Origin of the sequence: Nonomuraea sp. NBC_00507 (assembly GCF_036013525.1) — a bacterium.
Lineage (GTDB): Bacteria > Actinomycetota > Actinomycetes > Streptosporangiales > Streptosporangiaceae > Nonomuraea.
In genome coordinates this window covers 9,883,710-9,905,284 of sequence record NZ_CP107853.1, presented here as the reverse complement: position 1 = coordinate 9,905,284, position 21,575 = coordinate 9,883,710, and the positions used below count along the sequence as shown (strand labels likewise).

At 69.2% G+C, this 21,575-nt stretch carries 24 protein-coding genes and 1 tRNA gene; 13 read left to right on the top strand and 12 right to left on the bottom strand.

The genetic code is table 11. The features are described from left to right. The first annotated feature begins 54 nt into the window (after nucleotides 1-54). The 5 genes from OHA25_RS47760 (at nucleotide 55) to OHA25_RS47740 (ending at nucleotide 6,784) form a co-directional block, all read left to right on the top strand. Nucleotides 55-1,335 (top strand): ABC transporter substrate-binding protein, encoded by a 1,281-nt coding sequence (locus tag OHA25_RS47760; RefSeq protein ID WP_327583470.1) that lies wholly within the window; start codon nucleotides 55-57, stop codon nucleotides 1,333-1,335. A 2-nt stretch (nucleotides 1,336-1,337) separates the two neighbouring features. Continuing rightward, nucleotides 1,338-2,264 carry a carbohydrate ABC transporter permease gene (locus OHA25_RS47755; RefSeq protein ID WP_327583469.1) on the top strand — a complete coding sequence of 309 codons (927 nt, stop codon included), beginning with the start codon at nucleotides 1,338-1,340 and terminating at the stop codon, nucleotides 2,262-2,264. Nucleotides 2,265-2,274: 10 nt separating this feature from the next. Then, nucleotides 2,275-3,096 (top strand): carbohydrate ABC transporter permease, encoded by an 822-nt coding sequence (locus tag OHA25_RS47750; RefSeq protein WP_327583468.1) that lies wholly within the window; start codon nucleotides 2,275-2,277, stop codon nucleotides 3,094-3,096. Next, the gene (locus tag OHA25_RS47745) at nucleotides 3,096-4,631 is read left to right on the top strand and encodes an amylo-alpha-1,6-glucosidase (protein WP_327583467.1); all 1,536 of its coding nucleotides are present in this window, start codon (nucleotides 3,096-3,098) and stop codon (nucleotides 4,629-4,631) included. The genes OHA25_RS47750 and OHA25_RS47745 overlap by 1 nt, the downstream gene beginning before the upstream one ends. A 347-nt stretch (nucleotides 4,632-4,978) precedes the next feature. Continuing rightward, nucleotides 4,979-6,784: a tyrosine-type recombinase/integrase gene (locus tag OHA25_RS47740; protein WP_327583466.1), complete on the top strand. Its 1,806-nt coding sequence runs from the start codon at nucleotides 4,979-4,981 to the stop codon at nucleotides 6,782-6,784. Between the two features lie 69 nt (nucleotides 6,785-6,853). Here the strand turns inward: OHA25_RS47740 and OHA25_RS47735 are convergent, their stop codons facing one another. Beyond that, nucleotides 6,854-7,402 carry a hypothetical protein gene (locus OHA25_RS47735; protein ID WP_327583465.1) on the bottom strand — a complete coding sequence of 183 codons (549 nt, stop codon included), beginning with the start codon at nucleotides 7,400-7,402 and terminating at the stop codon, nucleotides 6,854-6,856. Nucleotides 7,403-7,415: 13 nt separating this feature from the next. Beyond that, on the bottom strand, nucleotides 7,416-7,697 hold the full coding sequence (locus tag OHA25_RS47730; RefSeq protein ID WP_327583464.1) for a hypothetical protein: 282 nt from the start codon (nucleotides 7,695-7,697) through the stop codon (nucleotides 7,416-7,418). A gap of 108 nt (nucleotides 7,698-7,805) precedes the next feature. On the opposite strand from OHA25_RS47730, the gene OHA25_RS47725 reads away from it, so the two are divergent. Beyond that, nucleotides 7,806-8,015, top strand: a complete 210-nt coding sequence (locus OHA25_RS47725; protein WP_327583463.1) for a hypothetical protein — start codon at nucleotides 7,806-7,808, stop codon at nucleotides 8,013-8,015. Between the two features lie 212 nt (nucleotides 8,016-8,227). Here the strand turns inward: OHA25_RS47725 and OHA25_RS47720 are convergent, their stop codons facing one another. Further along, nucleotides 8,228-8,422 carry a hypothetical protein gene (locus OHA25_RS47720; RefSeq protein ID WP_327583462.1) on the bottom strand — a complete coding sequence of 65 codons (195 nt, stop codon included), beginning with the start codon at nucleotides 8,420-8,422 and terminating at the stop codon, nucleotides 8,228-8,230. A gap of 471 nt (nucleotides 8,423-8,893) precedes the next feature. Between OHA25_RS47720 and OHA25_RS47715 the strand changes: the two genes are divergently transcribed. After that, nucleotides 8,894-9,172, top strand: coding sequence for a hypothetical protein (locus OHA25_RS47715; RefSeq protein WP_327583461.1), 279 nt, complete (start codon nucleotides 8,894-8,896; stop codon nucleotides 9,170-9,172). 385 nt (nucleotides 9,173-9,557) lie between these two features. Here the strand turns inward: OHA25_RS47715 and OHA25_RS47710 are convergent, their stop codons facing one another. The 4 genes from OHA25_RS47710 to OHA25_RS47695 form a co-directional block, all read right to left on the bottom strand. Beyond that, nucleotides 9,558-9,818 carry a hypothetical protein gene (locus OHA25_RS47710; RefSeq protein ID WP_327583460.1) on the bottom strand — a complete coding sequence of 87 codons (261 nt, stop codon included), beginning with the start codon at nucleotides 9,816-9,818 and terminating at the stop codon, nucleotides 9,558-9,560. Further along, nucleotides 9,815-10,369: a hypothetical protein gene (locus tag OHA25_RS47705; RefSeq protein WP_327583459.1), complete on the bottom strand. Its 555-nt coding sequence runs from the start codon at nucleotides 10,367-10,369 to the stop codon at nucleotides 9,815-9,817. Before OHA25_RS47705 ends, OHA25_RS47710 begins: the two co-directional genes overlap by 4 nt. 199 nt (nucleotides 10,370-10,568) lie before the next feature. Continuing rightward, a tRNA-Ile gene (locus OHA25_RS47700) sits at nucleotides 10,569-10,642 on the bottom strand. Nucleotides 10,643-10,906: 264 nt separating this feature from the next. Next, nucleotides 10,907-11,224: a hypothetical protein gene (locus tag OHA25_RS47695; RefSeq protein WP_327583458.1), complete on the bottom strand. Its 318-nt coding sequence runs from the start codon at nucleotides 11,222-11,224 to the stop codon at nucleotides 10,907-10,909. A gap of 167 nt (nucleotides 11,225-11,391) precedes the next feature. On the opposite strand from OHA25_RS47695, the gene OHA25_RS47690 reads away from it, so the two are divergent. The 3 genes from OHA25_RS47690 to OHA25_RS47680 all read left to right on the top strand — a co-directional run bounded on the left by OHA25_RS47690 (nucleotide 11,392) and on the right by OHA25_RS47680 (nucleotide 15,215). Beyond that, nucleotides 11,392-13,347 (top strand): sensor histidine kinase, encoded by a 1,956-nt coding sequence (locus OHA25_RS47690; RefSeq protein ID WP_327591149.1) that lies wholly within the window; start codon nucleotides 11,392-11,394, stop codon nucleotides 13,345-13,347. Beyond that, entirely contained in the window at nucleotides 13,335-13,970 is a 636-nt protein-coding gene (locus tag OHA25_RS47685; RefSeq protein ID WP_327583457.1) for a response regulator transcription factor, read from the top strand. The genes OHA25_RS47690 and OHA25_RS47685 overlap by 13 nt, the downstream gene beginning before the upstream one ends. A 108-nt stretch (nucleotides 13,971-14,078) precedes the next feature. Further along, the gene (locus tag OHA25_RS47680; RefSeq protein WP_327583456.1) at nucleotides 14,079-15,215 is read left to right on the top strand and encodes an FAD-dependent oxidoreductase; all 1,137 of its coding nucleotides are present in this window, start codon (nucleotides 14,079-14,081) and stop codon (nucleotides 15,213-15,215) included. 69 nt (nucleotides 15,216-15,284) lie between these two features. Here OHA25_RS47680 and OHA25_RS47675 read toward each other — a convergent pair whose 3' ends face one another. After that, complete coding sequence (locus OHA25_RS47675; protein ID WP_327583455.1) at nucleotides 15,285-16,745, bottom strand: S1 family peptidase; 1,461 nt, start codon at nucleotides 16,743-16,745, stop codon at nucleotides 15,285-15,287. A gap of 84 nt (nucleotides 16,746-16,829) precedes the next feature. Then, complete coding sequence (locus OHA25_RS47670; protein WP_327583454.1) at nucleotides 16,830-17,762, bottom strand: LysR family transcriptional regulator; 933 nt, start codon at nucleotides 17,760-17,762, stop codon at nucleotides 16,830-16,832. Nucleotides 17,763-17,858: 96 nt separating this feature from the next. Here OHA25_RS47670 and OHA25_RS47665 point away from each other — a divergent pair, with 96 nt between their 5' ends. Next, on the top strand, nucleotides 17,859-18,083 hold the full coding sequence (locus OHA25_RS47665) for a DUF6158 family protein (RefSeq protein WP_305924713.1): 225 nt from the start codon (nucleotides 17,859-17,861) through the stop codon (nucleotides 18,081-18,083). After that, nucleotides 18,083-18,319, top strand: coding sequence for a hypothetical protein (locus tag OHA25_RS47660; protein ID WP_327583453.1), 237 nt, complete (start codon nucleotides 18,083-18,085; stop codon nucleotides 18,317-18,319). Before OHA25_RS47665 ends, OHA25_RS47660 begins: the two co-directional genes overlap by 1 nt. Here the strand turns inward: OHA25_RS47660 and OHA25_RS47655 are convergent, their stop codons facing one another. After that, nucleotides 18,320-19,279 (bottom strand): NADP-dependent oxidoreductase, encoded by a 960-nt coding sequence (locus OHA25_RS47655; protein ID WP_327583452.1) that lies wholly within the window; start codon nucleotides 19,277-19,279, stop codon nucleotides 18,320-18,322. It abuts the gene before it with no gap. A gap of 67 nt (nucleotides 19,280-19,346) precedes the next feature. Between OHA25_RS47655 and OHA25_RS47650 the strand changes: the two genes are divergently transcribed. Then, nucleotides 19,347-19,757, top strand: a complete 411-nt coding sequence (locus tag OHA25_RS47650) for a winged helix-turn-helix transcriptional regulator (RefSeq protein ID WP_327583451.1) — start codon at nucleotides 19,347-19,349, stop codon at nucleotides 19,755-19,757. On the opposite strand, the gene OHA25_RS47645 is transcribed toward OHA25_RS47650, so the two are convergent. Together OHA25_RS47645 and OHA25_RS47640 are read right to left on the bottom strand one after the other, a co-directional pair. Beyond that, entirely contained in the window at nucleotides 19,744-19,905 is a 162-nt protein-coding gene (locus OHA25_RS47645) for a hypothetical protein (protein WP_305924709.1), read from the bottom strand. The two genes, OHA25_RS47650 and OHA25_RS47645, sit on opposite strands and share 14 nt — an antisense overlap. Then, entirely contained in the window at nucleotides 19,902-21,536 is a 1,635-nt protein-coding gene (locus tag OHA25_RS47640) for a sodium:solute symporter family protein (RefSeq protein ID WP_327583450.1), read from the bottom strand. Before OHA25_RS47640 ends, OHA25_RS47645 begins: the two co-directional genes overlap by 4 nt. Nucleotides 21,537-21,575 lie beyond the last annotated feature (39 nt).

The window sequence follows — 21,575 nt, the reverse complement described above, 5'->3', positions numbered from 1 at the left end:
CCCGATCCACCCGCCTCACCCACACCCCCCACGCAACCCCCGAAGGAGCCGACCATGAACCGTGCCCTGGCAGTCCTGGGCATCCTCGCCGTCGCGACGACCGCGTGCAGCGGCAGCGGGAAGGCCCCAGGAGTGAGCAGCGGATCCGGCCCGGTCACCATCCGCTGGTCCACCTGGGGATCGGCCGAGGACATCAAGCTCTACGAGAAGTTCACCGAGGACTTCGAGCAGCGCCACCCCGACATCAAGCTCAAGCTGGAGCCGGTCGCCAAGTACGAGGACTACCACCCCAAACTGCTCGCCCAGCTCACCAGCAAGACCGCCCCCGACGTGTTCTTCGTGGGCGACGACAACATCGGCAAGTTCGTCTCCGCCGGGGTGCTGACCCCGCTCAACGACAAGCTGGCCGGTCCCTCCTCCAAGAGCAAGCCCGAGGACTTCTTCGAGGGCATCTACGGCGGCGCCAAGAAGGACGGCCAGATCTACGGCGTCCCCAACGACACCAACCCCGAGGTGCTCTGGTTCGACAAGAAGGCGCTCAAGGACGCCGGGATCACCGAGGACCCTGCCGCGCTCAATGAGGCCGGACGGTGGACCATGGCCACGTACCTCGACATGAACGCCAAGCTCAAGGCCGCGGGCAAGGCCGGGTCGATCTTCTGGAACTGGTACGGCTCCACGTACTCCATGATCAACGGCTTCGGTGGGAAGGTCTGGGACGGCGGCAAGTTCGTCGCCACCACCGACCCCAAGGCGCGCGCGGCCCTGCAGGCTCTGACCAAGGGCTACCAGGACAAGACCTTCCTCAGCGCCGACTTGCTGCCCGACAGCAACGGTCCGAGCACGCAGTTCCTCAAGCACAAGGCCGGCTTCTACGCCGGAGGCCGGTGGGTGATCGACTCCCTGAAGAAGGGCGGCGAGCTGGGCGACTACGACATCGTGCCGTTCCCCTCGCAGACCGGCCGACCCATGCCCGGCGCGGTGGCCGCCTCCTACCTGGCGCTCAACAAGGACACCAAGCTGCCCGAGCAGGCGTTCACCTTCCTCACCGAGTTCGTCAGCAAGGAGGGCCAGCTCATCAGGCTCAAGGACGGCGGTGCCGTGCCGTCAGTGAAGGGCGCTGAGCAGATCGTCCTCGCCGGCGGCTACCCCGCCCACGCCCAGACCTTCCTTGACGTACGCGACACCGGCTTCGCGAATTACCCCGAGGAGGTCGCCGTGCCCGGCCTCACTGCCGACATCAACGAGCATCTGATGAAGGTGTGGACCGGCAAGGTCGGCTTCGACGAGGGCATGACGCAGCTCCAGAAGCTCGTCGACGGCAAGCTGGGCTAGCCGTGACCGTCCTCACCCGGGCCCGGCCCCGCGCGGTCCACCAGGCGCGGCCCGTGCGCAACCGCGACGGCTGGTGGGCCGCGTTCTTCCTCGCGCCGCAGGTCGCCGCACTGCTGGTGTTCCTCGCCTTCCCGCTCGGCTTCGCCGTTGTGCTGGCGTTCATGCGCTGGGACGGGCTCGGGCAGAAGGAATGGGCCGGCTTCGACAACTTCGCCGCCCAGCTCTCCGATCCGGAGTTCGGGCTGGCCGTGTGGAACACGGTCAAGCTGGCGCTGCTGACCGTGCCCTTCGGGCTCGGCCTCGCGCTGCTCATCGCGGTCGCGCTGAACAACGTCAAGGGCGGCGGCTTCTACCGGGTGCTGTACTTCCTCCCAGTGGTCACCAGCTCGGTGGCCGTCGCGCTGATGTGGCAGATCATCCTGGCCGGCAACGACTACGGCGTGCTGAACGCGTCGCTGGAGCGCTGGTTCGGCATCAGCGCGCCTGACTGGCTCGGCGACCCCGGCTGGGTGATCGTGGCCATCGCCGTCGTGACGATCTGGTCGTCGCTCGGCCTCAACGTGGTGATCTTCCTGGCCGGGCTCCAGACGATCCCGCTGCAGATCGTCGAGGCCGCCCGCATGGACGGCGCGGACAGCCTGCGGATCTTCCGCTCGATCACGCTGCCGCTGCTCTCGCCGACGATCTTCTTCTCCACTGTCGTCGCGGTGATCAGCTCGTTCCAGGCCTTCGACCAGATCTACGTGCTGGTGGACCCCGAGGACAACGAGGGCGCGAAGACGATCGTCTACCAGGTCTACGAGCTGGGCTTCAAGGACTTCCAGTTCGGCATGAGCAGCGCCGCCGCGCTGATCCTCCTGGTCCTGACGCTGCTCGTGACGCTCGTCCAGTTCGCGGCGCAAAAGCGCCTCGTCCACTACGACTCGTGAGGGGGCCAGGATGCGACCCAGGCAGGTAGCCCTGCACGCCGCGCTCACCCTCGGTGGGCTGGCGATGCTGTTCCCGTTCGTCTGGATGCTGCTGACGTCGTTCAAGGGCGTGCGGCAGATGCTGAACAACCCGCTCGACTGGCTGCCCGACCCGTGGCGCTGGGAGAACTACCCCGACGCGCTCGGCGCGATGCCGTTCGGCGCCGCGTACTGGAACAGCTTCTACATCGCCGCGCTGAACGTCACACTCACGCTGCTGACCTCGGCCATGGCCGCCTACGCCTTCGCCCGGATCAGGTTCCGCGGCTCCGGCGTGCTGTTCCTGGTGTTCCTGGCCACCCAAATGGTGCCCGCGCAGGTGACGGTCGTGCCGCTCTACCTGATGCTGGCCACGTTCGGCTGGATCGACTCGCACCTGTCGCTCATCGTGCCGAGCATCGCGAACCCGTTCGCGGTGTTCCTGCTGCGCCAGTTCATCAGGGCCGTGCCCGTGGAACTGGAGGAGGCCGCCAGGATCGACGGGGCGGGCCGCTGGCGCTGCTTCTGGAACATCGTGCTGCCGAACATCCGCCCCGGCCTCGGCGCGCTCGGCATCATCGCCTTCCTGGCGTCCTGGAACGCCTTCTTCTTCCCCCTGATCTTCCTGAACTCGCCCGAGCTGGCCACGGTGCCGCTGCTGCTCAGCCAGTTCTCCGGCCAGCACACGGCCGTGGACTACGGGCTCATCCTGGCCGCCTCCGCGATCGCCGTCGTGCCGACGCTCATCGCCTTCCTCATTGGCCAGCGGAAGATCATCAACTCGATGGCCGCTTCCGGCCTGGGAGGTCGCTGATGCCGGACCTGCGCGAACGCCCGTTCACCGACCGCGGCTCGCGGCTGCTGGTGATGGCGGCGGACGACGGCTCGCTCTGGATCGCCAGAGCGCTGTACGAGACCAGGCTCGCCGACGCGACGGTGCTCACCGGCCTGCGGATCCTTTCGGGGAGCGGCGAGCTGCCGGTGCTGCGGGTGCTGCCGGACCGCGTGGAGTTCGCGGCCGGCGTGGCCATGGCCTTCGCGGGACCGGACACGCTCGTCCTGACCGGTGCGGGCGCGCGGGCCGTGTGGGACGGCGGCGAGGCCGACATCGACGGTTGCGTCACCCTCGTGGGCCCGGATCGCGAGCCGCACGACGCGGCGGCGGTGCTGGGCGCGGCCGCCGCACGGTGGCGCGACTGGTTCGCCCGCATGCCCGCCGTGCCTGCGGACCTGCGCGAACGAGCGGAGGACGCGTGGTGGACGCTGGCGGTGAACCTGGTGCGGATCCAGGACCGAGAGGCACTCGTCCCCTCCAAGAACGGCTACGTCGGCCTGTGGAACTGGGACTCCTACTTCCACGCCATCGCGCTCCGGCACACCGACCCCGCCCTGGCCAGGGAGCAGATCCGCATCCTGCTCGACAACCAGCGCCCCGACGGCCTGATCCCCGATGTGGTCCACGACCACGGCGTGCTGGCCGAGACCACCGACCTGCCCCGCTCCGACCTGGTCAGGTTGGCCGCCCACGTGGGCGGCGAGCCGATCGGGGACGTCGTCCCCGTCACCAAGCCGCCGCTTATCGCCTGGGCGGTGTGGAAGATCCACGAGGCGAACCCCGACCCCGACTTTCTCGCCGAGGTCTACGAGCCGCTGGCCCGCTCCCAGGAGTGGTGGTTCAGTCACTCCGACCCGGACGGCGACGGCCTGGCCGAGTACCTGCACCCGTACTCGTCCGGCCTGGACGACAGCCCCATCTGGGACGCCGGCCCCCGCGCCGAGCCGCCCGACCTGAATGCCTACCTCGCTCTCCAGTACGACCGCCTGGGCGATATCGCGCAGGCGCTCGGCAAGGATGCCGCACCGTGGCGGGCCAGGGCGCAGGCGCTGGTGGACCGCGTGATCGCGCGCCGGTGGAACGGCACGAGGTTCGTCACCGTGGTCGGCGGGCGCGAGGCGGGCGTGCGCACCCCGCTGGAGTTGATGCCGCTCTTCACCGGGAGGCTCCCCGCCGGGATCGCGGACCGGCTCGTCGCCGACCTACGCTCGCCCAGTTTCTGGGCCGAGCACCCGGTGCCGACCGTCGCCTTCGACGACCCGAGATTCGACCCCGAGGCCATGTGGCGCGGACCGGTCTGGCTGAACGTCAACTACCTGCTCATCGACGGCCTGCGCCGCTCGGGGCATCAGGGTACGGCCGCCGAATTACGCGAGCGCACGCTGGCCATGGTCCGCGACGGTGGCGGTCTCCACGAGTACTGGAACCCGCTGACCGGCCGCCGCGCGGGCCGCGCGACGACCGCCTTCGGCTGGTCGGCCGCCCTCTTCCTGGACCTCGCCCAGGAGGGCTGACCGGCGCTGGACGGCGGAACGCGGGCGGACCAGACCGCGGCGATGACCGCGTACCGGATCCTCGTCGCCGATGACCTTGGCGGTGCACGCGCTCACGGTGCGTCAGCTCGCCGGACGTGCTGTAGCCGAGCCTGCGCGGATGCCCTGGAACAGTTCCTCTGGCGAGCACACCTTGAGCAGATGGCCGATGGCTGCCGGCGAGGCCGAGGCCGCGGCGAAGTCGCGGTTCGGCCACAGGGCTACGGAGGGATCGAACGCTGGCTGTGGGCGCTGGCTTTGGGCGCGCGCCGCGCGGGCTCGAACGTCCACCTCCTGGGCCCCGGCTGGCGCTCCGACCTGAACGAGGCGTGGGACCTGCGGCCGACCCGGCTGGAGGACACCGCCCCGGGCTCCGTCGCTCTCAAGGAGCTCAAGGCGGCGCGCTACGACCTGCTCCTCGTCGGGCACGCCTATCCCTCTCACCCGACCTGGAGGCGTTCCGCTGCCTGCCGCTGGAGCGACAGCTGGCCCTTCATCACGAGAGCCACCGGTTCGTCAGCTGGCTGGCCGTCACCGGGCACCTGCGGCCCGGAGCGGACTACCTGGTGGCCCGGCGGCCACGGCTGGGCACCGTACTGGCCCGCACCGACCCCGAGCTGCACCTGCGGTTCATGGAAACCGCTCGCCTTCTCGGCTTTCGCGAGCCGCTGGCGATGACCCAGTTCAATCTGCTCGCCCACCTGGTGGCCCTGGCCGGCAAGCCAGCCGATCAGCTCCGGCAAGCCGACTGGGACGAAGGACGGCGGCTGTTGCTGGAAGCCGCACGCCGCATCCCCAACCGCGGGGTGAAGGCGCTGTCGACGTCGTTGTTCAACCTGGAGGCCACACTCTTCCACTGCGGGCTTACCAACGACCTGCCACGTCGCCGCTCGCCCAACCGTGGCAATGTCCGGGCGCGGCAGTGGTCGACCGTCCCGGCCACGATGGCAGCGACGATGCACCACTACCTGGAGCAGATCAGCGGAACCCTGCGATCGAGCACCGTGAAGAACGCCGAACTGACTCTGCGCGAGTTCGCATTGCTCATCACGGCCGAGGACCCAACGGTGAGCTGCGTGGCCGAGCTGCAGCGTCGACACATCGAACGCTACAAGGGCTGGCTGCTGGAACGACCGGCCGCACGCGGCGGTCCGCTGCACCGGCACACGGTCCGCGATCGGCTGGGCACGCTGCGGACCTTCCTGCGGCGCCTGGATGAGTGGGATGCCGACGATCGCCCTGCTCGACAGCTGGTCTTCGACAGCGACATGCCCATCGCCGATGAGCCACTCCCGCGGTTCCTCGACGACGCCGCAGCCGCCAAGCTGCTGGCCGCCGCCAGGCAAGACCCCGACCCATTCGCGCGGCTGGCGATCGAGATCCTGGCCCGCACCGGGATGCGGCGCAGCGAGATGCTCGGCCTCACCATCGACGCCGTCGTCCAGATCGGCTCCGCCTACTGGCTGCGGGTTCCGGTGGGCAAGATGCACACCGACCGCTACGTTCCCCTGCATCCCCAGCTCAAAGCGCTGCTGGACGACTGGCTGCAGCAACGGCCCGAAGGATTGCGCTCGAACCTGCTGTTCACCGACCACGGCCGCCCCGTCAACGCCTCCCGCATCGAAGCCGCCGTCCGCAACGCCGCCGACCGCGCCGGCCTGGGCCGAGTCACCCCGCACCAACTCCGGCACACGCTCGCCACCCAGGCAATCAACCGGGGCATGTCGCTAGAGGCCATCGCCGCGCTACTCGGGCACCGATCTCTGTCCATGACCCGCGTCTATGCCCGCATCGCCGATCGAACCGTCGCCGACGAGTACTTCGCGGTCACCGAGAAGGTCGAGGCCCTCTACGACGCCCCGCGCCAGCTACCAGCCGACGCCGAGGGCAGCGAGATGGCCAAGCTCCGCCGGGAGATGCACCGCCGGATGCTCGGCAACGGCTACTGCGCCCGCCCCGTCGAGATGGACTGCCACTTCGAGTCCATCTGCGAGTCCTGCACCTTCTTCGTCACCACCATCGAGTTTCGGCCCACCCTCGAACGTCAACGCGACGACGCCGCGGCCAAGGGGCAAGTCGCCCGCGAACAGATCTTCAATGGCCTACTCAATCGACTCGACGGACAGGCGTCGTGACCGAACGCACAGTCTGCCGGGATGCTGGCCGCATCATCTAATGATCAAAAGGCGGCAGGGGCGTCGCGACTACCGAGCGTGCTCCCTCTTCGCGCGCAGCCACGCTTCCTCGAACTCGTCTTGGCTGATCTCCATCTCCACCAGCTCAGGATCGAAGAGATCCACAACAGGCGGGTTGAAGGGCCAATCGTTCGGATCACTCTTGATAGCGGTGCCGTCGTCGGCCTGTTCCACCTGACGGAGCCGGCGACCATCAGATCCGATCTCCATCAGATAGGTCGCCGGGTCCACGCCGTCGTCGCCATCCCAACGGCGCCGCAGATGGAGAACAGCCCTGTCCGCGAACGCGCCAAAGCCGGGCAGAGCACGCTGAGCGTCACGCTTTGCCCGCAGGTCATTCAAGCCCCCGGGCATCGTGGGAGAGTCGATATCGACCTCGGCCAGATCCCATCCCTCAGCCTGGTCAACAGCCTGCGGACTGTCGATGACCTCCACTTCCGCGAACGTCTCCAAAACCTCCCGGGCCGACCTCGCATGGACCCACCACCACACCCCGCCCATGCCATAGTCATGCAGGACAAGGAAACGCTTCTTGGACTCAGCCTCAGCATCGGTCACAGCCAACCAGCTCCTACTCCTCGGCGAACGGTTCGTCGCTCCAACGGAACCACGCCTCACCGTCCTGAACGTGAAGCAGGAACTCTGCCACTTGCCCATGAGGCGCTACCAGGTGCACCGCCCGCGTGATCTTGCCATAGATCGTTTCCCACCGCTCATAGTCCTCGTCAAGGGTGTCGAGTAGCGCCAGCTCCTGCTGGAACAGCGGTTCCAAGTCAGGGAACGCAGGCCCGGCAACGAACCGACCGCTGAGCCACGGCCCATCGGCGTCCTCGATCGTGATCTCACCGACCAAAGCGGGCCCACGCGCGAACCTGCCTTCGCGCCCGGGCCGGGAGGCCGGCTGGCTGCTCCCCGCCCACGTGCGTCAGAGCCCACTGGGCGGCACGCGTTCGCAGTGAGGGTGCCCGCGCCCCGCTCCGAAGAGCAGATCGCCAACGAACTCAAGGACGCCATCGCGCACCTGAAAGAGGCGCTGGTCCTGGAAGACCGCAAGAACACGGCCCGGTGCGCACGGCGCCTGCACGCACTGCGCAAGGCCCACCGCGAGAGCCTATCCCGCGACGACAACCGAGCAATCAAGGCCCTGCTCAGGCGGGCCAGTACCAGCTGACCGCCTGCCTCCCGCGTCCCTGTGCTCGCCTGGATGTGACCGGGGCGGAACGCAATGGAGCGGGCAACTGCGAGTTGGGCGGGGCCATGACATCGTGAAAGCCCTGCCTTCCGGGGGGAATCTGGAAGGGCAGGGCTCAGCGGTGCGCGACGCCAGGTAGCGGCCCTCAGGTGACGTGCCAGAACATCCCCCTGCGGGCAGGCGCCTGTGGCTCAGCGCGGGGGAGGGCGGTCCGGAAGGGTGTAGGCGGGCGTGGGTTCGATGGCGATGCCCGGCCCGCCGAACCGCTCCCTCCACATGTCGACGTCGCCCTGGTCGTCATCGTCGGGGTCCGGGTCGCCGGCGTCGGCCTGTGCCTGCTCGGCGATGGTGTGCAGTTCGGCGGTGAAGTCGCGCAGCGCGGCCACGCAGTTGTAGCCGTCGAGGTTGCCGGGTTCGCTGTCGGGCCTGGTCGCCTTGGCCGCGTCCCACAGTGCGTCGGCGTACAGCCACAGTGCCCGGCGGGCGCGGACTTGCCGGGCCCGGTCGACCGGGTCCAGCTGCGCCAGCAGCGCCGCGTCGAGCTCGGCGAGGTCATCGGCGAGCGCGATGAAGTTCTCCTGGTGGCGGGTGCTCGAGGTGCTGTCGTCACCATCGTCATTGTGGCCTCTCTTCTGATCTGTCGAGGAACACCGTCGCTGACCTGCGGTTCGCCAGTTGGGGCCGGGATGGTCACTTGCCTTGGTCTCTCATCTGAAGTGGCGGATTTCGGGGGAAACAGAGCCCCACGCCGGTCGGCGTCGGCTATCTGCGGTGTAATAGAGAGGAGTCTCCCTTTATGACGTGTGCCCCGGGATGACCCTGACTCCCGGCACATCAAGCGGCATGAACGGGAAGCTATGACAGCGGAGTTCGCGATCGGCGAGTACATCCTGGTGCGAGATGGCAGGACCTTCGAAATCTTCCATTGTCTGACGGATGCCAGGCGATACCACGTGGCGTTCCTCGGAGTGGACGCGAAACCACACGGTGACGGCTTCAAGGTTACGATCGGCACCAGGTACAACGACCGGATCGCCAACGGGGTGCCGCTGAAGATGGATCAGCAGCAGTTCGCGCGTTTCCAGGAATTCATGGCCGCGGTGATTGAGGCGCGCGATGGCACGAGCGCCCAGTAGCCGCACGGGATAGCTCCCGGATCCTCCACAACCACGGCACTCCCGTTCGTTCAGTGTGCCGCCATTCCGCCACATCAGATGACAGCTCGCCACCTGCTCCGCCAGATCGCCTGCGAACTCGCCGTTCCAGACGAGGACCCACAGTCATGGCTGCGACGCTACGCCGCCGTTCCGACAAATCGACGTGCTTTCGGCGCTGTCAATAGCGATCGAGTAGGGGCCGACACAACGCTGAGCTGGGGTTTCTCTCGCCACCGCGGCGGCCGGGGAGGCCTCGCCGGCGACGGACTCGGCGCCGACGTCATGCCGTTGAGCTGCGGTATCGCCTATTGACACGGCACCGGCTCCCTGCGTCGCAGATGGGAGCCGGTGCGTTCCGAGATCGTCAGCCCCATGAGCTGAGGTCGACGGCGTCGTGCGAGGCCTTCGCTTCGCGCCCGGCATCGCCAGAGCACCGGTGCGGCGGCTGGTCCTTCGAGCCCGGCGGGTCCGGTGGTGTGAGCCTGACGTCGAGGTAGCGCTGAATCTGCAGGCCACCGCCACGACGGGAGCGCGGTCCGGAGTCCTCCAGCACGGTCATTACGGTGCCGATCAGGGCGGCGGCGGCCTCTGCCTCTTCCGCCGTGCCGACCAGGCGGATCTTCATGCGTGTCTCCCTGTGGTCAGTGTGCGAGCGGGGCGGCGATCGCGTGCCAGCTCGTGCGCGTCACGGGCGTCGCCGAGTGCCCGATGGCCGCCGCCGAGTGGCAGCCAGTAGCCGACGCGCGCCCAGACGGAGCGGGCCTGCATCAGGCACCACCAGTGGTCGGGGCGGGGTCTGCTGGCCACGGCCACGCAGCTCACCAACGTCGGCCGGGAGGTGAAGGAGGGATCGCCGAAGACAGAGTCGTCGGACGCGGTGGTTGCGCTGGACAAGGTCACGGTCGCCGTCCTGCGGGCGCACAAGGCCCGGCAGGACGAGGAGCGGCTGGCGTGGGGATCGGCGTGGACGGACACAGGCCGGATCTTCACGCGCGAGGACGGCAGCGAGTTGACGCCTGACTGGGTCAGTGAGCACTTCGAGCGGTTGGCGTTCGCGGCTGGCCTGCCGCCGATCCGGCTGCACGACCTCCACGGCGCGGCCACACTGTCCCTGGCGGCCGGCAACGACATGAAGACGACGTCGGCGATGCTGCGGCACTCGAGCGTGTCGATCACGGCAGATCTTTACACAACGGTGCTGCCGGAAGTAGCGCGGGAAGCGGCCGAAGCGAGTGCTGTTCTGGTGCCTCGGGCGGTCGCCGTGGGGGAGGCGTCCCAAACTGGCGGTCTCCATACGGTCTCCCATCTGGGAGACCGCCGTCCCGCCGACTTGGCGGGATCAAGGAACCCCCAGGTACAGCCTGGAGTGGGAGAGTAGGGCGGGTGGGACTTGAACCCACGACCCACGGATTATGAGTCCGATGCTCTGACCGGCTGAGCTACCGCCCCTGGATTCAGTTGTGTGCAGCGCGGCAGGGTGTCATACCCGGCCTCGTGCATGGCTAAGGCTAGAGCATTTCGATCCCGTTCTGGTGCCCCGCCGGACGGGAGACAAGGTCCCCCGGACATCATTCCACGCTCCGCAACGTCAGCGGACCCTCAGTCGATCGTATCCGCGGATCTTTCAGGTCGAGTGCACGCGTAAAGAGGGTACTGGTGGCGGGGCGGGGTCGCTGTCTGCTGAGGGGTGGCGGGGCACATGGAGGGGGTCGGTCAGCGGTCCAGCCGTACTTCCTCGGCGTTGTGGCGGCGTCGGCCGCGCAGCCAGTGACCGAGCGTCACCAGCCCGAACCCCACGAGGTAGACCACCGAGGTGAAGGCCAGGTAGCCGAGGCTGCTGTCGAGCAGCTCCGGCGAGGTGCTGCGCGGGAAGGCCGCGGTCGCGCCGTTGGTCCACTCCATGACCAGGAGTCCCGTCTGGAAGGTGTAGACCTGGGCGAAGACGACGGCGAACGCCAGGTAGGCGCCGAGCCGGTTGCGGATCAGCAAACCGATCGGCAGGGCCAGCAGGACCACGATGATGGCGACCATGGTGTTCTCTCCTTGTTGTTCGGAGGTGTTCGGGACGCATCCACTGTCGGTGGATCGGTCCTGGGCGCGCATCGAGGGCAGCGCTGGATGTCGTGCCGGGCAGGCCGGTACGTGGTGGCACTGATGCCAGGGTGGCGCTCGCGCAGGAGAATGTCGCGGTGAGCCGCATGCGCTGGTGGATGGTGGCGGCGACGATCGCGTGCGCCGGCGCGTGGACCGCGCTGGCCTGGGCGGCGGGCGGGGCGTCGGCGGCCGGCGGGGGCTGGGCGGCGGGCGGGGGCTGGGCGGCGGGCGGGGGCTGGGCGTTCGCCGTTTATCTGCTCGGGCTGGTGCCGCTGGGACTCGGCTGGTTGATCGCGGTACGGGCGCCGGCCAGTCCTGTGCCGGGCGCGCTCGCGGGGGTGGCGGTCTCGATGCTGGCCGTGCCCGCGCTGGAGGAATGGGGCCGCCACTCGTGGTGGGGGGCGGTGATCTGGTCGTGGCAGGTGGTGGGGTTTCTCCTCCTGTTACTGGTCTTTCCTGACGGGCTGCTCCCGGGACGACGGTGGCGGGTGGCGGCGGCCGCGGTGCCCCTGTCGGCGGCCGGTGTGACGGCGGCGATGGTGGTGACCATGAACCATTACGACCCGCCGCCGGTGGTCCGCTCACCGGTGGCGGTGCCGGCGGGTATCTGGATGCCGCTGATGGTGGCCGCGCTCGCGGCCTTGCTCGTCGTGTCGGTCGCCAGTGTGAGCTCCGTGGTGGTGCGTTACCGCCGCGGTGACGAGCGGGTACGCGCGCAGACCAGATGGCTCGTCCTGGCCGCCGTGTTGGTGGTGGCGCTCATGGTGGCCAGTTGGGCGATCACCGCGCTCGGCTGGGCGGGACCCGCCGCGTACGGCGGCTTCCTGATCGGGATCGTGGTGCTCGTCCCCGCCGCGGTGGCCGTGGCCGTACTGCGCCATGACCTGTTCGAGATCGACAGGATCCTCGGCGACTCCGCGGCGTGGGTGCTGACCACGATCATCGCGGCGGGCGTGTTCGCCGCGTCCGCCGTCGTGCTCGGCTCCTTCTTCGGCCGTGACTCGCCGCTGGGCGGGTACGGGGCGGTGTTCGTGGCCGCGTTGATCCTCATGCCGGTGTTCCGGCGGGTGCACGACGCCACCGGACGGGTCTTCGACCGGGACCGTACGGTGATCCTCGCCGGCATCGCCGACTTCGTCGACCGGGTACGGGACGGCACGGCGGAGCCGGAGTCGGTGCAGGAGGCGCTGCGCGCGCTCGCCGGCGACCCCGGGCTGGTCCTGCTGCTCACCGAGGCCGAGCGCGGCGGGTACGTGGACATCTGGGGGACCGACGCCGAGGTGCCCGCGGACCGCACCACGCTGCCGTTGCGGACGGCCGATGCCGAGATCGGCGTGGTGGTCCTCGGCCGCGTGTCGGCTCGTCAGCTCAGGCGGGTCCGCCTCGCGGTGTCGGCGGCCGGGTTGCCGATCGAGGTGAGCCGGTTGCGGCTGGGCCTGCGCAGGGTTCTGGCGGAGGTGTCGGAGAGCCGGCGGCGTCTGGTCTCAGCCGCCGTGGCCGAGCGCAAGCGGCTGGAACGCGACCTGCACGACGGCGCCCAGCAGCACCTGCTGGCGGTCGGCATGCAATTACGGGCCGCCCAGCGGCGTCTCGACCCTGCCGACCCGCTCTCCCTCGAGCTGGACCTGGCGGTGGACCGGCTGGAGGACACCGTCGGCGAGCTCCGAAGGCTGGCTCACGGCCTGCGCCCCGCCAGTCTCGACGACGGGCTCACCGCCGCCCTGCGCAGGCTCGCCGCCCAGTGCGCGCTGCCCGTCGACCTGCGCGCCGGCACGGTGGTGACGAGCGACGTCGTGGCCACCACCGCGTACTTCCTGGTGGCCGAGGCCATGACCAACGTGCTGAAACACGCCGAGGCGACCGGCATCCGCGTAAGCGTGCGCCAGGCCGGGGATTGCCTGCACATCGCCGTCACTGATGACGGCGTCGGCTTCACGCCGTCCCAGGCGTCCCTGACCACCCTGCGCGATCGTGTCAGCGCGATCGGCGGAACGCTCTCGGTGATCAGTGCGCCGCACGAGGGCACCACGATCGAGGCGGAGATGCCATGCGCGTCATAGTGGCGGAGGATTCGGCGCTGTTCCGGGAGGGGATCGTCCGGCTGCTCCAAGACGCGGGTCACGAGGTCGTCGCCGCCGTCGGGGACGCCCAGGCCCTGGTCGACGCGGTACGCGGGCACCGGCCCGACATCGCGGTCATCGATGTGCGGATGCCGCCGACGATGAGTGACGACGGAGTGCAGGCCGCCCGGCTTCTTCGGCGGGAGCTGCCCGATTTCCCCATGCTGCTGCTGTCCCAGCACATCGAGACCACCAACTCGGTCCCGCTGGTGAGCACCGGAGCATTCGGATATCTGCTCAAGGACCGGGTGCTGCACGTCGACGACTTCCTGTCCGCCCTCGCCAGGGTCGCCGCAGGCGGCTCGGCGCTCGATCCCGAGGTGGTGGCGGCGCTGATCAACGCCCAGAACACGCAGATCGCGCGCCTGTCCGAGCGCGAGCACGATGTCCTCGCCCTCGTCGCCGAGGGACACTCCAACACCGCCATCGCCGCCCGCCTGGTCATCGCCGAGCGCACGGTGGAGGCGCACATGCGATCGATCTTCCAGAAGCTGAACTTGCCGGACTCGGCGGAGAGCAATCGTCGCATTCTGGCGGTTCTCACGTACTTGAAGTCCCTCTGATCGCCGCGTCGCCGCGTACCAGCCGGGCGCTTGTCGGGATCTTGAGGATGATCGGGCCGATGCTCTATATCTAGTAGTACTACTTATTGTAGAGCAAAGGGGGCGGCGGTGCGGGTGCTTGTGGTGGGGGCGGGGATCAGCGGGCTCGCGGCGGCGCGAGGGTTGATCGCCGCGGGGCACGAAGTGGTGGTGCTGGAACAGGCGCAGGAGTTGCGCCTCGGGGGTGGGGCCATCACGTTGTGGTGCAACGGCACGGCGATCCTGGCGGATCTGGGCGTGGGCCTGGACGGGGTGGGGCAGCCGCTGACGACGTTATGCCTGCGGACCGCGAGCGGACGCCGCGTGCTGGAGTTCGACCTGGAAGCGCTGGCGCGGCGGTTCGGGTCGGCGGCGCGGGTGATCCCGCGCGGGTCGCTGATCACCCTCCTGGAGAGCGGGTTGCCGGAGGGGACCGTGCGGTTCGGAGCGCGGGTGGCGGAGCTGGACGCCGACGGGGACGGCGTACGGGTGCGGACGGAAACAGGTCAGGAGATCAGCGGTGACTTCCTGGTCGGGGCCGACGGTGTGCACTCCCGGGTGCGCGCTCTCCTGCTGGGAGGTGGCCAGGCGGCTCTGACCGGTGCGGCGGTCTGGCAGGGCCTGACGCCGGCCCCGTTCGATCCCGGGTCGACCACGACGTTGATGGTCGGCCGGCAGGGCGACTTCGGGTACATGGGCGCGGGCGACGGGCTCATGCAGTGGTTCTTCGACGTGCCGTGGTCGCCGGGCGCGCCGCCGGAGGACAAGCCGCTGGAGATGCTGCGCCGCCGGTTCGGGGGCTGGGGTGCGCCGGTCGAGCAGGTGCTGGCGTCGCTGGGGGACGGTGACGCTGAGGTGTTCCCGCACACCCGGCACCAGGTGCCGCGCCGCTGGGGCGACGGGCGGTGCGTGCTGCTCGGGGACGCGGCGCACGGGATGCCGCCCGTCATGGCGCACGGCACGAACCAGGCGCTCGAGGACGTGGCGACGCTGGTGGAGTGCCTGGGCGCCGTGCCCGATCCGCGGGAGGTCGTCGGCGTGTACTCCTCCAGGCGGAGGCGGCGGGCGGCCCTGGCCTCCACGGTGGCCTCGCACGCGCTCGCGGTGTCCGGCCCGCGCACGGTGATGCAGAGCGAGCACCTCATCTGGATGAACGGCGCCACACCGCCGCGGCTTGCCACCCGTGGGTTCGGACTTCTGCTGCGTGCCCTCAGCAGCCGGATCTAGGTGACGCATGGTGAGGCCGGGACGTGATCAGCGTCCCGGCCCCACCGTCTGCTCAGCTGGAGCAAGCCGTCATGGGCGGTTCAGGCCCAGTGTGTACGAGCCCGACCCGCTGTAAGCGTGCACCCGATACCGGTAGTAACCGGCGGTGCCGTTGTAGCTGATCGTCTCGTCGGGGTTCGGGCTGTCGCCCCTGGCGACCACGGCCCACGACGAGCCATTCCACTTCTGGAGGTACACGTCGAAGTCCGTACCGTTCGGACCGTCGAGGCAAGCGGCGTGGGTGCCGGAGACCGTCGCCTGGTAGTAGGAGCCGTTCGGCTGGTACGCGCTGGCGTTCGAGGTCAGCGACCCGCTGTAGGTCTCCTCGTAGCTCTGGCAGCCGGGCGGCGGGTCGGTGCCGCCGGCGGTGACCAGGGTCAGGCCCCCTGCGGAGAGGATCTCGCCCACGGGCTGGAAGTACGTGGTGCCGCCCACGGTGCAGTTGCCCGAGCCGCCCGAGGTCATGCCCTGGGCCTGGTCGCCCGAGATGAACGAGCCGCCCGAGTCGCCGCCCTCGGCGCACACCGTGGTACGCGTCAGGCCCGTGACGGTGCCCTCCGGGTAGTTGACGGTGGCGTTGAGCGCGGTGACCGTGCCGCAGTGCCACTGCGTGGTGGAGCCGGAGCGGCACACCGAGCCCTGGGGCTGGGTGACGGTCGCGCCGCGGACCGGGAGGGTTCCGGCGCTGTAGCCGTTGACGACGCCGGGGGCCGTCCACTGCGTGTTGGTGGCGACCCACGCGTAGTCGTTGCCGGGGAAGGACGAGATCTGGACGGTGCCCTGGGCCACCCGGTTGTAGCCGGTCGTGGTCACGCCCGTGCCGCCGCAGTGGCCCGCGGTGGTGAAGCCGAGCTGGGTGCCGCGCCTGGCCGCGAAGCCGACCGAGCAGCGGTAACCCTCCGAGGTGTAGTACGCGTCCCCGCCACGGATGTCGTAGAACAGACGCGGGCGCTCGGCCGACTGCTCGACCTTCACAGCCGCGGCGTCCACGCCGCCGGCGCTGATCCAGGACTGTGCCGCCGCCGCGTCGCTCGCGTGCACGATGACCGCGTTGTCCTGGGGCGAGATGGCCCAGCTGTGGACGGTGGCGGGCGGCGCGGTCCGGTCCAGGCCGTCCTTGACGGTGGAGAGCTGCGCCAGTGTCCGCGGCACGACGCGGGCCACGGCGCCCGCGCGGCGGATCTCGCCGACGTCGGCCGGGTCGACGGTGGCCACGACGAAGGTGCTCTCGGCGCCCTCGTACCAGGTGCCGGCGAAGCGGTCGCCGAGCTTCTTGCGCAGGCCGGGTGCGGCGGAGTTGCCGCGGGCCTCGTTCGCCAGGCGGTTGATCGCCTGCTCCTCGGTGATCCCGAGATCGCGTTCCAGGGCGTCCACCACGCCAGAGGGTGGCTTGGCGGCGGAAGAAGCGGTGATGGGTGCGGAGACGGCGGGGGTGGCCGTCACGACTAACGCGCCGATCGCGATCGCGATCAGCGCCGGAGTGCGGAGCATGATGGTCTCCTCGCTGCTGGGGGTGCCGTCACGGTAACGGCGGACCCAGAAGCGGAGGAGTATTACTTTGCCCCTATCACCGTGTTATGGCGCGGTGCCATAACCCGGATTTCGTACCAGCCAGTCGTGGTAGACCGGGCTCCGGCGGACGGCGTCCCTATGGGCCTCCTTGGCCTGCGCCACCACCCAGGTGGCCTCGGGTGCGGTGGGGTGGCGGCCGAGGAGCTGCCGCCAGCGCAGCGGCGCGCCCGCGAACGGGACCATGACCAGGCCCTGGGCGGCCTGGGTGGTGGCCTGGCAGAGCACCACGGCGCGGCCGACCTGCGCGAGGTGCGTGCACGTCGGCACGTCCGTCTCGTAGATCGTGCCGGGCGTGAACCCGGCGCGGGCGCACGCCATCGCGAAGCAGTCGGCGAAACAGCCGTCGCCGGGCGTCACCGCCCACTGCTCGCGGGCGAGGTCGGCCAGCTCCACCTCCTTCTCCCTGGCGGCGGGATGGGCCTCGGCGACCAGGCAGAAGACGGGGTCGAGGCTGATCGTCTCCCACACGAGAGAGCCGGTGGGGGTGCCGGAGTCGCCGCAGGCGCCCGTCAGCACGTAGTCGAGGCGGCCGAGCTCGACCATGCCGGTCAGCTCGTGCGCCGACCAGGACGTGTGCGTGCTGACCTGGCGCTCGGCGGCCAGCCGGTCGACCAGACCGCCGAGTATCGGCCCGTTGGTGGCGCCGATGCGGAAACCGGGGGAGGGGGCGTGGGCGAATCGTACGGCTTCCTCCTGCAGTTCTTTGGCAGCGGGGAGGAGCACCCGTGCCCTGGCGAGCACGAGTTCGCCGAGGCGGGTGGGCCTGGCGCCGTGGCGGTCGCGTTCGAAGAGGGTGCCGCCGAGCACCCTCTCGATGCGCTTGAGCTGGGCGGTCAGGGCCGGTTGTGCCAGCCCGAGTAGGGACGCGGCCTTGCTCACACTTCCCGCGTCCGCGACCGCGCGGACGATCCTGAGGTGCCGGAGCTCGAGGTCCATAACGGGAAGGTAAAGCCCGGACATCTTACAGACAATCCCTATATGTCAGGAAATATGACAGATATTGTCGGAGGAGTCTGGGGTAGAGGGGAACCCATGACGACGATGGGAATAGACCCGGCTCAGCTCAGTGACGACGACCTGGTACGCGAGCTGCGCCAGCTGCACACCACCCGGAGCGACACCTTCTTCCACGGCTCCGACGACGCCCTGGCCGTGCACACCTCCCGTACCAATGAGCTCGAGTCCGAATACCTCCGCCGGTACCCGGATCGTGAGGTCGACCCCTTCAGGTTGCGGGAGGGAGCGAGGCAGCGCTGATGTCCGAAGGTCATGATGTGCAGGCGTTGTCGGACGTCGACATCCATGTCTACGAGGCCGTGGCGTCCCAGGCAGTCGAGAAGGGCCACGCGGAGCTCGACACGCTGATCCGGTCGTCGGGGCTGGCCGAGGAAGACCTGCGCAGGAGCCTGGCGCGACTGGTCGAGCACGGGTACGTGGTGCCGAAGGGGGATGGGTACGGGCTGGGACCGCACACGTTCGAGGTCGAGTACTGATCACATCTCCAGGACGAGCTTGCCGACGAAGTCGCCGCTCTCCATGAGCGCGTGCGCCTTCGCGGCCTCGGCCAGCGGGAAAACCCGGTCCACGTGCGCGGCCAGCCGGCCCTCCGCCACCAAGCCGGCGATCGAGGTCAGCGCGGCATGGTCGGGCTCCACGACGAACACCCCGGACCGGAGCCCCGCCGCCTCGTACGCCGCCACGTCCTCGGGCGTCATCCCCGCGCCCCCGATGAACGCGCCGCCGGACCGCAGGACCGGCAGCGATCGGGCCGGATAGTCCTTGCCCACCATGTCGAGCACGACGTCGACACCCGATGTGCCCGAGTCCGGCACCATGTTCGACACCGACCGGGCGAAGTCCACGGAGGTGTAGTCGATCACCTCGTCCGCCCCCAGCCCTCGCACGAACGCGTGCTTGGCGGCCCGCGCCGTGCCGATCACGTACGCGCCGCGCAGCTTGGCCACCTGCACAGCCAGGTGCCCGACCCCTCCGGCCGCGGCGTGGACCAGCACCCGCTGCCCCGCCGTGACCTCCGCGACGTCCTCGAACGCCTGCCAGACGGTCAGCGCCGGCATCGGCAGCGCGGCGGCCTGCACGTGATCGATCCCGGCCGGCTTGCGGGCGAACTGCCGCGGCCTGGCCACCACGTACTCGGCGTAAGCCCCGGCGTAGCGCGGGAAGTTGAGCATGCCGAAGACCTCGTCGCCGGGCTTGAACCGGCCGACGTACTCGCCGACCTCCTCCACCACGCCCGACACGTCCCACCCGGGGATCAGCGGCAGATCGACGTAATCCGGCGGATACGGCGTCCGCCGCAGCTTCCAGTCCGGCGGGTTGACGCCCGCCGCCCGCACTCGCACGAGCACCTCGTGGGCTTGCGGCACGGGCCGCGCAACCTCGGTGAGTTCCAGCACGTCCGGCTCCCCGAAGGAGCGGTAGGTCATTGCATGCATGCCTCACATGCTGGTCATCGCAGGTATCCGTTGTGAAGAAGGCACTTGTTTGATATTCAGGTACCTCATGGATACTACGTTTCCCGACCTGAGACAGTACGGCGGCGCCGAGGCGTTCCTCCAGGCGTGCAAGCCCAACACGGTCCTCGAGATCTTCACCAGCAAGTGGACGGGCCTGGTGCTGGGCGCGCTGCTCGACGGCCCCAGGCGCTTCAACGCGCTGCGCAGGATGCTCGACGGCATCACCCAGAAGATGCTCTCCCAGACCCTGCGCACGCTGGAGCGCGACGGCCTGGTCAGCCGCACGGTCTACCCGACGATCCCGCCGCGGGTGGACTACGCGCTGACCGAGCTCGGCAGCAGCGCCATGGGCGTGTTGCGGGCCATCGGCGCGTGGGCGGGGGAGCACGCCGACGAGGTCATCGCCGCGCGGGAGGCGTACGACAAGAAGGCCCAGGAGCCGGTCAGATCCGTCTGACCCGCGCCCACACCACGAACGTGCCGCCGAACACCGCCATGGCCAGCCCGGTCCACAGGTTGACGGCGCTGCCCAGGACGCCGGCGATGATCAGGATCACGCCGTAGATCAGGAACAGACCGCCGATCACCATCCGGATATCACTCATAGGATCACTCCGTACATCACAGCCGCGAGAACGACGGCGCCCGTGCCCAGCAACACCGGCGAGCGGTACCACTTGGCGTCCCCGGCCAGCGCGTCGTCCTCGATGGTGACGTCGCTGAGCCCGTACACGAGCCCGCGCAGTTCCTCCTGCGGCTTCTGGGTGGTGACCAGCGTGACCACGATCGACACCACCACGTCCACGGCGAACGCCAGGCCGGCGCCCCAGAAGCTGGCGTTCAGCTCGGTGCCGAACTCCACGTATCCGGCCTTGTACAAGAAGTACGACACGAACGCGGCGAGCGTGCCCGCGAGCAGGCCCCAGAAGCCCGCCCACGGCGTCATCCGCCGCCAGAACAGGCCCACGATGAACGTCGCGAACAACGGCGCGTTGAAGAACGAGAACAGAGCCTGCAGGTAGTTCATGATGTTGGAGTAGCCGGCGGCGATGAACGCCGTCCCGATCCCCATCGCCACCCCGACCACGGTCGCGATCCGGCCCACCCGCACGTAGTAGTCGTCGTGACGGTCCCGCACCAGGTGCGCCTGCCAGATGTCGTTGGTGAACACGGTGTTGAACCCGCTGATGTTGGCCGCCATTCCCGCCATGAACGACGCCAGCAGCCCGGTCACCGCGATCCCCAGCACCCCGTTCGGCAGCAGGTCGCGCATCAGCAGCGGGATCGCGTTGTTGTACGCCTGCCCCCGGCCCAGGTCGCTGAAGAGCACCAGCGCGATCATGCCGGGCAACACCGTCACCAGCGGGATGAAGATCTTCGGGTACGCCGCGATGATCGGCGTGAGCCGGGCCGCGTTCGTGTTCCTGGCCGACAACGCCCGTTGCACCTCGGCGAAGTTCGTCGTCCAATAGCCGAACGACAACACGAAGCCGAGCCCGAACACGATGCCGATCCAGTGCGCCTGCATCGGGTTCTCGCCCGTGCCCATCCCCGCCCAGGTGTGCAGGCCGCCCTCGCCGAGCGCGCTCTGCCGTACCTTGTCGAACAGGCCGGTGATCCCGCCCACCTTCATCAGCCCGAGCACGGTCAGCGGGATCAGGCCGGCGAGGATCACGAAGAACTGCAGGACCTCGTTGTAGATGGCCGAGGAGAGCCCGCCGAGCGTGATGTACGTCAGCACGATCACCGCCGAGACCACCACGGAGACCGGCAGCGGCCAGCCCAGCAGCGCCTCCAGGACCAGCGCCAGCGTGTACAGGTTCACCCCGGCGATGAGGATCTGCGCGACCGCGAACGTGATCGCGTTCAGCAGTTGCGTGGCACCGTTGAAGCGCCGGCGCAGGAACTCGGGCACACTGCGGACCTTGGAGCGGTAGTAGAACGGCATCATCACGATGCCGAGGAACACCATCGCCGGGACCGCGCCGATCCAGTAGTAGTGCACGGTCATGGCGCCGTACTGGGCGCCGTTGGCCGCCATGCCGAGGATCTCGATCGCGCCCAGGTTCGCCGACACGAACGCCAGGCCGGTCACCCACGCCGGGAGACCGCGGCCGGCCAGGAAGAAGTCCAGGCTGGTGGTGATCCGGCTGCGCGCGGCGAAGCCGATCGCGAGCACGGTGGCGAAGTAGATGGCGATGAGAAGGTAGTCGAGGAGGTTCACATCAAGCCGCACCCGCGCCCGCTACCCGGTTAAGCCACGACATCACACAGA

What these genes read in the sequence shown, in the direction of transcription:
- OHA25_RS47760 (WP_327583470.1), top strand. Translation starts at nt 55, where the DNA reads ATGAACCGTGCCCTGGCAGTCCTGGGCATCCTCGCCGTCGCGACGACC.
- OHA25_RS47750 (WP_327583468.1), top strand. Translation starts at nt 2,275, where the DNA reads ATGCGACCCAGGCAGGTAGCCCTGCACGCCGCGCTCACCCTCGGTGGG.
- OHA25_RS47745 (WP_327583467.1), top strand. Translation starts at nt 3,096, where the DNA reads ATGCCGGACCTGCGCGAACGCCCGTTCACCGACCGCGGCTCGCGGCTG.
- OHA25_RS47715 (WP_327583461.1), top strand. Translation starts at nt 8,894, where the DNA reads ATGACAGCGGAGTTCGCGATCGGCGAGTACATCCTGGTGCGAGATGGC.
- OHA25_RS47710 (WP_327583460.1), bottom strand. Translation starts at nt 9,818, where the DNA reads ATGAAGATCCGCCTGGTCGGCACGGCGGAAGAGGCAGAGGCCGCCGCC.
- OHA25_RS47695 (WP_327583458.1), bottom strand. Translation starts at nt 11,224, where the DNA reads ATGGTCGCCATCATCGTGGTCCTGCTGGCCCTGCCGATCGGTTTGCTG.
- OHA25_RS47690 (WP_327591149.1), top strand. Translation starts at nt 11,392, where the DNA reads ATGCGCTGGTGGATGGTGGCGGCGACGATCGCGTGCGCCGGCGCGTGG.
- OHA25_RS47685 (WP_327583457.1), top strand. Translation starts at nt 13,335, where the DNA reads ATGCGCGTCATAGTGGCGGAGGATTCGGCGCTGTTCCGGGAGGGGATC.
- OHA25_RS47675 (WP_327583455.1), bottom strand. Translation starts at nt 16,745, where the DNA reads ATGCTCCGCACTCCGGCGCTGATCGCGATCGCGATCGGCGCGTTAGTC.
- OHA25_RS47670 (WP_327583454.1), bottom strand. Translation starts at nt 17,762, where the DNA reads ATGGACCTCGAGCTCCGGCACCTCAGGATCGTCCGCGCGGTCGCGGAC.
- OHA25_RS47665 (WP_305924713.1), top strand. Translation starts at nt 17,859, where the DNA reads ATGACGACGATGGGAATAGACCCGGCTCAGCTCAGTGACGACGACCTG.
- OHA25_RS47660 (WP_327583453.1), top strand. Translation starts at nt 18,083, where the DNA reads ATGTCCGAAGGTCATGATGTGCAGGCGTTGTCGGACGTCGACATCCAT.
- OHA25_RS47655 (WP_327583452.1), bottom strand. Translation starts at nt 19,279, where the DNA reads ATGCATGCAATGACCTACCGCTCCTTCGGGGAGCCGGACGTGCTGGAA.
- OHA25_RS47650 (WP_327583451.1), top strand. Translation starts at nt 19,347, where the DNA reads ATGGATACTACGTTTCCCGACCTGAGACAGTACGGCGGCGCCGAGGCG.
- OHA25_RS47645 (WP_305924709.1), bottom strand. Translation starts at nt 19,905, where the DNA reads ATGAGTGATATCCGGATGGTGATCGGCGGTCTGTTCCTGATCTACGGC.